General features: G+C 68.2%; 8 protein-coding genes. 5 read left to right on the forward strand and 3 right to left on the reverse strand.

Annotation, left to right across the window (positions count from 1 at the left end; translation table 11 throughout):
* Positions 1-20: 20 nt before the first annotated feature.
* Positions 21-1,610: a protein kinase domain-containing protein gene (locus ACSHWB_RS07010; RefSeq protein ID WP_439661255.1), complete on the reverse strand. Its 1,590-nt coding sequence runs from the start codon at positions 1,608-1,610 to the stop codon at positions 21-23.
* A gap of 239 nt (positions 1,611-1,849) precedes the next feature.
* Here ACSHWB_RS07010 and ACSHWB_RS07015 point away from each other — a divergent pair, with 239 nt between their 5' ends.
* Entirely contained in the window at positions 1,850-3,826 is a 1,977-nt protein-coding gene (locus ACSHWB_RS07015) for an alpha-1,4-glucan--maltose-1-phosphate maltosyltransferase (RefSeq protein ID WP_439661256.1), read from the forward strand.
* Between the two features lie 32 nt (positions 3,827-3,858).
* Positions 3,859-5,664, forward strand: a complete 1,806-nt coding sequence (gene treS, locus ACSHWB_RS07020) for a maltose alpha-D-glucosyltransferase (RefSeq protein ID WP_439661257.1) — start codon at positions 3,859-3,861, stop codon at positions 5,662-5,664.
* A 51-nt stretch (positions 5,665-5,715) separates the two neighbouring features.
* On the opposite strand, the gene ACSHWB_RS07025 is transcribed toward treS, so the two are convergent.
* Positions 5,716-6,921 (reverse strand): RNA-guided endonuclease InsQ/TnpB family protein, encoded by a 1,206-nt coding sequence (locus ACSHWB_RS07025; protein ID WP_439661258.1) that lies wholly within the window; start codon positions 6,919-6,921, stop codon positions 5,716-5,718.
* A 155-nt stretch (positions 6,922-7,076) separates the two neighbouring features.
* On the opposite strand from ACSHWB_RS07025, the gene ACSHWB_RS07030 reads away from it, so the two are divergent.
* Together ACSHWB_RS07030 and glgB are read left to right on the forward strand one after the other, a co-directional pair.
* Positions 7,077-8,387, forward strand: coding sequence for a maltokinase N-terminal cap-like domain-containing protein (locus ACSHWB_RS07030; protein ID WP_439661259.1), 1,311 nt, complete (start codon positions 7,077-7,079; stop codon positions 8,385-8,387).
* Between the two features lie 3 nt (positions 8,388-8,390).
* On the forward strand, positions 8,391-10,565 hold the full coding sequence (gene glgB / locus ACSHWB_RS07035) for a 1,4-alpha-glucan branching protein GlgB (RefSeq protein WP_439661260.1): 2,175 nt from the start codon (positions 8,391-8,393) through the stop codon (positions 10,563-10,565).
* On the opposite strand, the gene ACSHWB_RS07040 is transcribed toward glgB, so the two are convergent.
* Positions 10,503-11,180: a DUF7850 domain-containing protein gene (locus ACSHWB_RS07040; protein WP_439661261.1), complete on the reverse strand. Its 678-nt coding sequence runs from the start codon at positions 11,178-11,180 to the stop codon at positions 10,503-10,505. The genes glgB and ACSHWB_RS07040 overlap by 63 nt on opposite strands.
* A gap of 133 nt (positions 11,181-11,313) precedes the next feature.
* On the opposite strand from ACSHWB_RS07040, the gene ACSHWB_RS07045 reads away from it, so the two are divergent.
* Entirely contained in the window at positions 11,314-12,684 is a 1,371-nt protein-coding gene (locus tag ACSHWB_RS07045; protein WP_439661262.1) for a neutral zinc metallopeptidase, read from the forward strand.
* Positions 12,685-12,718: the final 34 nt, after the last annotated feature.

Here is a 12,718-nt window from a genome sequence, read left to right on the forward strand (position 1 = left end):
CGACGACCTCGCCGCGCAGGTCAGTTCCGCTCCTCACCGGTGATCAGCAGCTTCTCGCCCTTCCCCGAGATCGTCAGCACGTGCTCCGCGGCCTTCGCCTCGTTCGTCTCCTTGTCGGTCAGCTCCAGCGCCGTCGTGACCGTGAACGTGCCGTCGTCACCGGCGTCGGTCAGCGGGCCTTCCTTGATCACGACCTTGGAGTACTTGCCCCAGAACGCCTTCTCGCCCGCCTCGCTGGGCGCCTGGTCCTGGTCCCAGTCCGCGCGGGCGCTGACGACGTTGCCCGGCAGCTTCCCGTAGTGCACCTTCACGAACTGGGTGACCTGGGCCGGGGTGAACTTGGTCGCCGGCGGCTTCGTGGACGTCGGCTGGCTCGGCTTGGTCTGCGACGGCGGCGGCTTCTCGGTCGTGGTGGTCGGCGCCTTGGACGTCGGCTGCTCGTTGGTGGGCTTCTGGGTCTGCGACGTGGTGGTCGGCGAGGAACTGGGGCCGGTCGCGGTCGACTTGTCGCCGTAGTTCGAGATGATCGCGTAGGCGACGCCGGAGATCAGGAGCACGCCGAGGATCGCGGCGGCGATGGCGAGGCCGCGGTTCTTCTTCTGCTCGGGTTCGGGCTCGTAGTCGTCGTAGGGGTCGTCGTCGTAGGTCGAGGGCAACGGCGCCGGCGGGCGGGTGCGCGGTGCCTGCTGGGTCGGCATCGGGCGCGGGCCCTGCGTGCCGGGGCCGGCCGCTCCCATCACGGCGGTGCCGGTCGGGGGCGTCATCGGGCGCGGCGGGATCACGCGGGTGACCGGGACGGGCTGGCCCGCCGCGATCGCCTTCAGCTCCTCGGCGGCCTGGGCCGCGGTGGGGCGCTGCGACGGTTCGTTCGCGAGGAGCCTGACCAGCAGGCCGGTGAGCGGGCCCGAGCGCATCGGCGGCCGGGTCTCGCCGCGCGCGACCTTGTAGAGCAGGCCCAGGTCGTTCGTGCTCTTGCCGAACGGCGGTTCCCCCTCGGTCATCGCGTAGATCGTCGCGCCGAGCGAGAAGACGTCCGACGGCGGCGCGGGCTCCGCGCCGCGGGCCAGTTCCGGCGCCAGGTACGCGGGGGTGCCCGCGAGCATGCCGGTCTTGGTCACGGCCACATCGCCCAAAGCGCGCGAAATGCCGAAGTCGGTGATCTTGACGGTGCCGTCACGTCCAATGAGGACGTTGCCGGGCTTGATGTCGCGGTGCACGATGCCCGCGGCGTGGGCGGCGGCCAGCGCCCCCGCGGCCAGCGAGCCGATGCGGGCGGCCTCCTGGGGCGGCATCGGGCCACGCTCGTCCAAGATCGCCGACAGGTTGCGGGACGGCAGGTACTCCATGACCAGACACGGTTTGCCGTCGTCCTCGACCACGACGTCGTACACGGCGATCGCGTTCGGGTGCTGCAGCCTGGCCGCGATGCGGCCTTCCCGCATGGCGCGCTGAACAGCCTCGTGGAACTCGTTCGACTCGACGTCGTTGAGGAGCAGCTGCTTGACCGCCACGTCACGGTGCAGGAACTCGTCGCGTGCTCGCCACACGACGCCCATCGCACCGGCGCCGAGCTGATCGAGCAGGACGTAGCGACCTCCAAGCTTGTTCACGCGCGCACGGTACCCGTAGCGCCCTCTTAACACGGTGAGTTGCCGGGAAGAGTCCAATGAAGAGGACACCAAGTGGAGACAACGTGGCCGAGAGACCCTGGACACGATGAGCGCTCAAGGTGTGCGATCGACAGTGGCGGGGTACGGATCTACAAGGGGTAACCCGCTGTCAGACGGCTTGATCGAGCAAGGCAGGATTACGTATTGACGCGGAGCGACACGGCGGAAGGGCGTTGCCGATGAGCGGACGACTCGGTATCGACGACGTATCCCCGGTGGTGTCGGCTGGTAGATATCCAGCCAAAGCCGTTGTGGGGGAACACATTCCGGTTGCGGCCACGGTGTGGCGCGAGGGACACGACAAACTCGCGGCGACAGTCAGCTGGCGCGGACCGAACGACCGAGTCGCTCGCCAGACCCGCATGCACGAGGTCGGGATCGGCCTCGATCGGTGGGGCGCGACCGTGGTTCCGGACCAAGAAGGCGCCTGGACCTTCAGGATCGATGCGTGGAGTGACCCCTGGGGCACCTGGAACCACGCCGTTGAGGTGAAGATCGCGGCGGGACAGGGTCCCGGTGATCTCGCAAATGATCTCGAAATCGGTGCCCAGCTACTCGATCGGGTGGCAAGGCGACCCGATAGGCGACAAGAGCGAGCACTTCTCACGTCCGCGGCCACGGCGTTGCGCGACGAGGACCGGCCGCTGGCCGAACGGGTCGCGCCGGCGTTCGCGGCCGACGTGCAAAAGCTGATGTTCGAGCACCCGGTGCGCGAGCTGATCACCAAGGGCAAGTCCCACAAGATCTGGTGCGACCGCAAGAAGGCCGCGTTCGGTTCCTGGTACGAGTTCTTCCCGCGCAGCACGGGCGGGATCGACGAGACCGGCCAGGCGGTGCACGGCACGTTCGCCACGGCGACCAAGGAGCTCGACCGGGTCGCGGCGATGGGCTTCGACGTCGTCTACTTCCCGCCGATCCACCCCATCGGCAGGGTCAACCGCAAGGGCCCCAACAACACGCTCGTCGCGACGCCGGAGGACACGGGATCACCGTGGGCCATCGGCGCGGACGAGGGCGGGCACGACGCGATCCACCCGCAGCTCGGCACGATCGAGGACTTCGACGCGCTCGTGGCGCGGGCGAACGACCTCGGCCTGGAAGTGGCTCTCGACTTCGCGCTGCAGTGCGCGCCTGATCACCCGTGGGTGCTCAAGCACCCGGAGTGGTTCACGACGCAGCCCGACGGCACGATCATGTACGCCGAGAACCCGCCCAAGAAGTACCAGGACATCTACCCGATCAACTTCGACCTCGACCCGCAGGGCCTCTACCACGAGGTGCTGCGCGTGGTCCTCTTCTGGGCCGAGCACGGGGTGCGGATCTTCCGGGTCGACAACCCCCACACCAAGCCGCCGGACTTCTGGCAGTGGCTGATCTGGAAGGTGAAGGAGGTCTACCCGGACACGCTGTTCCTGGCAGAGGCCTTCACCCGCCCGGCCCGCCTCTACGGCCTGGCGAAGCTCGGCTTCACCCAGTCCTACACGTACTTCACGTGGCGGACCGGCAAGCAGGAGCTGATCGAGTTCGGCGAGGACGTCCGCGACCACTGGGACGAGGCGCGGCCGAACCTCTTCGTGAACACGCCGGACATCCTGCACGAGTCGCTGCAGCACGGCGGCCCCGGAATGTTCGGGCTCCGTGCGGCACTCGCGGCCACGCTCTCCCCCACTTGGGGCGTGTACAGCGGCTACGAGCTGTTCGAGCACGAGGCCGTGAAACCCGGCAGCGAGGAGTACCTCAACTCCGAGAAGTACCAGCTGCGGCCTCGGGACTACGCCCGAGCGCTGGCGGACGGGCGTTCGCTCGAACCGTGGCTGCGCAAGCTGAACCACATCCGCAAGGCGCACCCGGCGCTTCAGCAGATGCGCACGCTGAGGTTCCAGACCATCGAGAACGACGCGTTGGTCGCCTTCTCCAAGCGTGACCCGGAGACCGGCGACACGGTCGTGGTCGTCGTCAGCCTCGACCCGCACAACGCGCAGGAGGGGACTCTGTACCTCGACCTGCCGGAGCTCGGGTTCGACTGGCACGAACGCGTGATCGCGCACGACGAGGTCACCGGCGAGACCTGGGACTGGGGTCAGGCGAACTACGTCCGCCTCGAACCGTGGCGTGCCACCGCGCACGTCGTCAGCCTTCAGCGGCGCTTCAGCTGATCAACCGCACAACCCCCGACGAGGTGGGAACAATGGCCGACGACTCCCGTCCCGACGCTGCACTCGGGTTGGAAGGTGTCCCGCACACCGGAGAAGCCGTCAACGACGACGGTTTGCTGATCGAACCCCAGGCGGAGGACTTCAAGTCCGCCAGGCAGGCGAAGCCCAACCCGGACTGGTACAAGGGCGCGGTCTTCTACGAGGTCCTGGTCCGGGCCTTCAGCGACTCCAACGGCGACGGCACCGGCGACCTCAGAGGACTCGCCTCGCGCCTCGACTACCTGGAGTGGCTCGGCATCGACTGCCTGTGGCTGCCGCCGTTCTACGCCTCGCCGTTGCGCGACGGCGGGTACGACATCAGCGACTTCCGCTCGGTGCTGCCGGAGTTCGGCACGGTCGAGGACTTCGTGTACCTGCTGGAGGAGGCGCACCGGCGCGGGATCCGCGTGATCACCGACCTGGTGCTCAACCACACCTCCGACGCGCACCCGTGGTTCCAGCAGTCCCGTCAGGACCCGACGGGTCCCTATGGCGACTACTACGTGTGGAGCGACGACGACTCGCGCTACAGCGACGCGCGGATCATCTTCGTCGACACGGAGTCGTCGAACTGGACCTACGACCCGGTGCGCGGGCAGTTCTACTGGCACCGCTTCTTCAGCCACCAGCCGGACCTCAACTACGAGAACCCGGACGTGCAGGAGGCGATGCTCGACTGTCTGCGATTCTGGCTGGACCTCGGCATCGACGGCTTCCGCCTCGACGCCGTGCCGTACCTCTTCGAAGAGGAGGGCACGAACTGCGAGAACCTGCCGCGCACGCACGAGTTCCTCAAGAAGTGCCGCAAGGTCGTCGACGACGAGTTCCCCGGCCGCGTCCTGCTGGCCGAGGCGAACCAGTGGCCGTCCGACGTGGTCGAGTACTTCGGTGATCAGGCCGTGGGTGGCGACGAGTGCCACATGGCGTTCCACTTCCCGTTGATGCCGCGGATCTTCATGGCGGTGCGGCGGGAGTCGCGGTTCCCGATCTCGGAGATCCTGGCGCAGACGCCGGCGATCCCGGAGAACGCGCAGTGGGGCATCTTCCTGCGCAACCACGACGAGCTCACGCTGGAGATGGTCACGGACGAGGAACGTGACTACATGTACGCGGAGTACGCCAAGGACCCGCGGATGAAGGCGAACATCGGCATCCGCCGACGGCTCGCCCCGCTGCTGGAGAACGACCGCAACCAGCACGAGCTGTTCACCGCCATGCTGCTGTCGCTGCCCGGCTCGCCGGTTCTGTACTACGGCGACGAGATCGGCATGGGCGACAACATCTGGCTGCAGGACCGCGACGCGGTGCGCACGCCGATGCAGTGGACCCCGGACCGCAACGCCGGCTTCTCGTCGTGCGACCCCGGCCGGATCTACCTGCCGGTGATCATGGACCCGGTCTACGGCTACCAGGGCCTCAACGTCGAGGCGCAGCTCAACAACTCGTCGTCGCTGCTCAACTGGACCCGGCACATGATCGAGGTCCGCAAGCAGCACCACGCGTTCGCCGAGGGCGACTTCACCGAGCTCGGCGGCTCGAACCCGAGCGTGCTCGCCTTCAAGCGCCAGTGGAAGCGTCCTGACGGGCGCGAGGACATCGTGCTCTGCGTGAACAACCTGTCACGCTTCCCGCAACCCGTCGAGCTGGACCTCTCCGAGCACCGCGACTACACGCCGATGGAGCTCACCGGAGGTGTCAAATTCCCCGCGATCGGGGAACTCCCCTACCTGCTGACCCTTCCAGGTCACGGTTTCTACTGGTTCCAGCTGGTAGAGGCGAACGACAGCGAGATGAGTTGACTTCCCCCGCCACGAGGACGAGGTTCCCGCCCGCCTTGCGGCGGGTAGTCCCTACGGACTGCGCCTCACGGCGCGGGCTTCCTGTTTCACTGCCGATCGCGGAAAGGAGAACCCTTGCCGTCTGACATCAGCTCCGCAGGCATCACCCGAGTCACCTCGGGCTACGACTCGACCAGCCGCAGGAATGTTCTTCGCCGCGTTGAGGTCCCGGTCGTGCCGGGTGCGGCAGTCCGGACACGTCCAGTGCCGGGTCGAAAGCTTCAGCTCAGCGAGCCGATGCCCGCAGATCGAGCACGTCTTGCTGGACGGGTACCAACGGTCGATCACAACCAACGTCCGACCGGCACGGGCGCACTTGTACTCCAACTGTCTGCGGAACTCACCCCATCCCGCGTCGGAGATGGCACGAGCGAGGCTGCGATTGCGGATCATGTTCCGCACCGACAGGTCCTCGATCGCGATCACGTCTGCCGAGCGAACAAGTCTTGTGGTGGTGCGGTGCAGAAAGTCTTCGCGGGCATTACGGACCTTGCGGTGCGCACGAGCGACCTTGACCTTGGCTTTGCGGCGATTGCGGCTCCCTCGCCGGCAACGGGCCAAGCGGCGTTGGTAGCGGGCGAGGCTTCGCGCTTTGCGGGCCAGGTGCGCCGGATTGGCGACACGCTCCCCGTCACTGGTCACCAAGAAGCTGCTCAACCCGAGGTCCACGCCGACGGAGTGGCCGGTGGGAGCCGCTGGCGCGACCGTCGCGGCGTCCACGGTGAACGTCACGTACCAGCGACCGTCCGACTCACGGGAAACGACGACCATCGTGGGGTCCAGAGTCGCGGCGTCCAGGTCGAAGGACCAGACGAAACGCAGTGGCGAGCTGGTTCGGGCCAGCGTCAGCACTCCGTGACGCATCCGGAACGCCGAGCGGGTGTAGTGCGCGCTTTGACGTCCAACGCGGGATTTGAATCGCGGGTAACGGGTTCGTCCGGCGAAGAAGTTCACAAACGCGGTGTGTTGGTGACGCAGAGTCTGCTGCAAGGGCACCGAGGACACTTCCGACAGGAACGCGAATTCCTCGGTGCGTTTCCATGCTGTCAGAGTGCAGTCGGTTTCCCTGTAAGAGGTGCGCACACTCTCGGTTCGGTAGCGCAACTGGCGCTCACTCAGCGTCTTGTTCCACACCAGACGCACACACCCGAAAACACGGTTCAAGACTGCGGCTTGCTCGGGAGTCGGGTAGGCCCGGCACTTGTACGCCGTCCGCATGCAACACAACATACCGGGAGCACAATGGCGTGCAAGACGATGGGCTGGTGGGCGGCGAGGCGTGCGACTGGGCCGACGCGGCTCCGTCCGGAGACGCCTGGCAGAGACCGGATCTCGCCCTTTTTCAAGGGCTGGGACCTTCACCGGAGGCCGTTGTGACCGACCCCCACGAACTAGTAGACAAGCTGGTCGCCTCACTGCCCGATCTGCTTCCGGCCGCGCGGTGGTTCGGCGGCAAGGACAAACCGATCACGGCCGTTCGTCCACTGAGGACGACGGTGGTGGACGGCGACCTGGTCCACGTGATCTTCGAGGTGGAACAGCCCGGCCGCACCGAGCACTACCAGGGCGCGCTGAGCCTGAGCACCGGTGCCTGGGACGTGCTGCTCGATCCCGAGCACAACGGCGTCCTGCTCGACCGGATCGCCACCGGGCACGAGGTCGACGGCATCACGTTCGCGCACGAACCCGGCACCGAACTGCGGTCGGGCCTGCGCGGGCGGCCGATCGGCGTCGAGCAGTCCAACACGTCGCTGATCTACGGCCAGCAGTACATCCTGAAGATCTTCCGCAAGCTCGCCAACGGCGAGAACCGGGACCTCACGATGCACCGCGCGTTGCGCTCGGTCGGCTGCGAGCACATCGCGCAGCCTCTGGGCGCGATCTCGACCGAGCTGAACGGCGAGCAGGTCACCCTCGCGATGCTGCAGGAGTTCCTGCCGGACGCGGTCGAGGGCTGGGACATGGCCAAGACCTCGGTGCGCGACCTGATGGCCGAGGCCGACCTGCACGCGTTCGAGGTAGGTGGCGACTTCGCCGGTGAGGCGCAACGACTCGGCCACGCGGTCGCGAAGGTGCACGCCGACCTGGCCGAGGCGCTGGGCACGCGGATCGCCGACGACGACGCGATCTCGCGGGCCATCGAGGGCATGCAGCGCCGGCTGGGCGTCGTGCTGGAGGCGGTGCCCGAACTGGGCCGCCACGAGGAGCCGTTGCGCGCCGCGTTCGAGGAGGCGCGCGAGCACATCGGCGCGATCCCGATCCAGCACATCCACGGCGACCTGCACCTGGGCCAGGTGCTGCGGACCGTGCACGGCTGGCTGCTGATCGACTTCGAGGGCGAGCCGGCGGCGAAGGTCGAGGACCGGCTCGCGTTGCGGTCGCCGTTGCGCGACGTGGCGGGGATGCTGAGGTCGTTCGACTACGCGGCACGGCAGCTGCTCGTCGGCCAGCCCGACGACGACCAGCTCGCTTACCGCGCGATGGAGTGGACGAAGCGCAACCGGGCGGCGTTCTGCGACGGCTACGCCGAGGTGGCGGGCGACCCGCGGGACCACGCGCACCTGCTGCGCGCGTTCGAGCTGGACAAGGCGGTCTACGAGGTCGCCTACGAGCACGCCAACAGGCCGGAGTGGTTGACGGTTCCGCTGTCGTCGATCGCCCGGATGACTAGCGGAGGAGAGTAAGCCGTGAAGGCCGACCTGGACCGGCTCCTGTCAGGTGCGCACCACGACCCGCACTCGGTGCTGGGTGTGCACACCGTCGGCGACCAGGTGATCGCGCGGGCCCTGCGGCCAGGCGCGACGTCGGTCGCGGTGGCGTGGGGCGACAAGCAGGTCGAGCTGCCACGCATCGCCGACGCGCTGTTCGAGGGAGAGCTGCCGGAGGCGCCCGGCGACTACCGGCTGCTGGTGAAGTACAACGGTGGCCCTGCCGTCGAGGTCGACGACCCGTACCGGTGGCTGCCGACCGTGGGCGAGCTGGACCTGCACCTGATCGGCGAGGGCCGGCACGAACGGCTCTGGGACGTGCTCGGTGCGCATGTCCGCTCGTACGAGACGGCTTCCGGTGACGTCACCGGTGTCTCGTTCGCCGTGTGGGCGCCGAACGCGCGCGGTGTGCGCGTGACCGGTGACTTCGACGGCTGGGACGGGCGTGCGAACCCGTTGCGCTCCATGGGTTCCACCGGCGTGTGGGAGGTGTTCCTGCCGAACGTCGTGGTGGGCTCGCGGTACAAGTTCCGCATCCTCGGCCAGGACGGGATCTGGCACGAGAAGGCCGACCCGATGGCGTTCGCGACGGAGGTCCCGCCACAGACCGCCTCGGTCGTCACGCGGTCCGAGTACCAGTGGCAGGACGCGGAGTGGGAGGCCCGGCGCGAGGCGACGCAATGGGCGAACGCGCCGATGTCGACCTACGAGGTGCACCTCGGCTCGTGGAAGCCCGGTCTCGGGTACCGCGAGCTGGCCACGGAGCTCGCGGACTACTGCGAGGACATGGGCTTCACCCACATCGAGATGCTGCCCGTGGCCGAGCACCCGTTCGGCGGGTCGTGGGGCTACCAGGTCACCTCGTACTACGCGCCGACCTCGCGGTTCGGGTCGCCGGACGACTTCCGGTACTTCGTGGACACGTTGCACCAGCGCGGCATCGGCGTGCTGGTCGACTGGGTGCCCGCGCACTTCCCGAAGGACGCCTGGGCGCTCGCGAAGTTCGACGGCACGCCGCTGTACGAGCACGCCGACCCGCGCCGCGGTGAGCAGCTGGACTGGGGCACGTACGTCTTCGACTTCGGGCGCAACGAGGTCCGGAACTTCCTGGTGGCGAACGCGCTGTACTGGATCGAGGAGTTCCACCTCGACGGTCTGCGCGTGGACGCCGTCGCGTCGATGCTCTACCTCGACTACTCGCGGCCCGAGGGGCAGTGGCTGCCCAACGAGTTCGGTGGCCGGGAGAACCTGGACGCGGTGCGGTTCCTGCAGGAGCTGAACGCGACCGTGTACCGGCGGCACCCCGGCGTGGTCATGATCGCCGAGGAGTCGACGGCGTGGCCGGGTGTCACGCGACCGACGCACCTGGGCGGGCTCGGGTTCGGGTTCAAGTGGAACATGGGCTGGATGCACGACTCGCTGCACTACCTGTCGCGCGAGCCGATCCACCGGTCGTTCCACCACAACGAGATGACGTTCTCGCTGGTGTACGCGTGGAGTGAGAACTTCGTGCTGCCGCTCTCGCACGACGAGGTGGTGCACGGCAAGGGCTCGCTGTGGGAGCGGATGCCCGGCGACGACTGGAACAAGGCCGCGGGTGTCCGTTCGCTGCTGGCGTTCATGTGGGCGCATCCGGGCAAGCAGCTGCTGTTCATGGGCGGTGAGTTCGGGCAGCGGCAGGAGTGGTCGGAGTCGCGGTCGCTGGACTGGCACCTCGTCGAGCAGGAGCCGCTGCACCAGGGCATCCAGTCGCTGACGCGGGACCTGAACTCGGTGTACAAGACGGCGGCGGCGTTGTTCTCGCACGACGTCACGCCGGAGGGGTTCCAGTGGATCGACGCGAACGACTCGGCGGGCAACGTGCTGTCGTTCCTGCGGATCGGTGAGGACGGCTCGACGCTCGCCTGCGTGGCGAACTTCTCCGGGTCACCGCACCACGACTACCGCGTCGGCCTGCCCTCCTCCGGACGCTGGAAGGAGCTCGTGAACACCGACGCCGCGCACTACGGCGGTTCCGGTGTGGGCAACCTCGGCGGCGTCGAGGCCGAGGCCAGGCCGTGGCACGGACGGCCGTACTCCGCGCTCCTGCAGCTACCGCCGTCCGGTGTGCTGTGGCTGGTCCCCGACCCGGTGACCGAGATCGAGACGCTCTGAGCGGTCCGGCAGCGCGCCGTTCCAGTAGAGGGCGCCGGACACCGTCGCGGTGGCCGGCGCCGTGCCGGGACAGGTGCGCACGACCTGGTCCTCCAGGTCGAACGGTTCCCCGCAGCCGGTGATCCTCAGGCCGGTCAGCGGTTCGCTGCCGGTGTTGGTGACAGTGATCTTCAGGGTGTCCTGCCCGGCTTCGAGCGCGAGGTCGTAGGCGGACACCCTGAGGAACACGCACTCCCAATGGATCTCCGTGGCCGTGGTCGCGAAGAACCGGACGGTGGCCGCGTTGCCCGGCGCGACCATGCCGTAGCTGTTCTGGCGCTTCGGCTCCCTGCGTGCAGGCCGGAGGGAGTAGACCCGCCCGGTCTGGGCGCCGGTGTCGTCGAGGAACTGCAGCCCGGTCGCCGTCGTGGGTCCCGGCCTGAGGCTGCCTGCCCAGACGGAGAGGTCGTAGACGCCTCCGGGGACGGCTTTCAGCACCGAGTAGGCGGTGCCGGGGCCGGTGATCACCCCGGCGCGCGGGTCCGGCGCGATGCCGCCGACGCAACCGGGCATGGTCGGATCGGCCCCCGTGGGAGGGCCCAGTAGGAGCAACGCGGCGCAGAACAATTCGCGCACGAATGGAAATGTAAGTCGTTCGGGCGACTCCAGCCCGGTGAACCTGATCAGTCCGCCGCACGTTGCCCCTTGTATGCGCCTGACTTGGACGACTACGACGCCCCTCGAGCCGGCCGGCAGGCACAATGGTTCCATGCGGCACCGGAGCATCGCGCTGATCGTCGTCACCGCCCTGCTTGCCGCAGGGTGCACAGCCCAGGTCCCAGGGCGTCCTCGTGCCGCCAAGGTGGTGAAGAAAGAGGCCTCCAGCACCACCATCCAGGTGCGGGGCACGGACAACGGCCCGATCGACAAGCTCGCCGCCACCGCGCTGACGGACATCGACGAGTTCTGGAAGGACTCGTCGCAGGCGACGTTCGGCAAGGCCTGGAAGCCGCTGAGCGGCGGTTACTTCTCCGTCGACACGGCGGACTCCACCGCGAAGCCGCCGCCGTGCACGCAGAAGGCCGCCGACGTGGAGGGCAACGCGTTCTACTGCCCTGCCGCCGACGCGATCGCCTGGGACAGGGCGTCCCTGCTGCCCGTGCTGCAGGAGCGCTTCGGCGAGGCCGCCGTGGTCGTCGTCCTCGCGCACGAGGTCGGCCACGCCGTGCAGAACCGCATGGGCATCACGCCGGAGGCCGAGCGCCGCGAGCCGGACAAGTACCCGACGATCCTCACCGAGGCGCAGGCCGACTGCTTCGCCGGTTCGTTCGTGCGCAACGTGACGGACGGCAAGTCGCCGCGCCTCGACATCAACGCGGACGCCCTGGACAAGGCCCTGGGCGCGCTGATCACGTTCCGCGACCCGGTCGGCACCTCCCCGGAGGACGAGCAGGCGCACGGCAGCGCGTTCGACCGCGTGGCGGCGTTCCAGGACGGCTACGAGCAGGGTACGAAGTTCTGCGCGGCCATGTCGGTGCAGAACCGCCAGTTCACGCAGCGCGCGTTCACCAGCACCAAGGACCGCGCGAACGGCGGCAACCTGCCGTTCTCGGAGATGCTCGAGTCCGTCACGCCCGACCTCGACGGCTTCTTCAAGAACCTGGCCACCACCGCCGGCAAGACCTGGCCGTCGCCGCGCGCGGAGGCCTCCCAGACCGAGCCGACGTGCTCCGGCGACCAGGGCCCCGTCGCGTACTGCCCGTCGGACAAGACCATCAAGATCGACACCAAGGACGAGCTGCCGCTCCTGCACAAGGAGCTCGGCGACTACGCGACTGGCACGCTGATCGCGACCAGGTACGCGATGGCGGAGCTCGCCGTGCTGGGCAAGCCGACCGAGGGCGAGGGCGCCTCCGCGGCGGCGTTGTGCCTGGCCGGGGCGTACACGGGGGCGGTCTTCCAGCGCAAGGACGGGTTCGGGCTCTCGCCCGGCGACTTCGACGAGGCCGTGACGGTGCTGCTGCAGTTCGACTACGCGGCCCGTGACGCCAAGGGCGCGAACCCGGTGGATCCGGGGTTCGAGCGGGTGGCGAAGTTCCGCGAGGGCGTGTTCGAGGGCGCCAAGAAGTGCGGCATCTGACCTGCTGAGAACGAGCGGAAGCCCGCACCGGCTC

Origin of the sequence: Lentzea sp. HUAS TT2 (assembly GCF_051853195.1) — a bacterium.
Classification (GTDB): Bacteria; Actinomycetota; Actinomycetes; order Mycobacteriales; family Pseudonocardiaceae; genus Lentzea.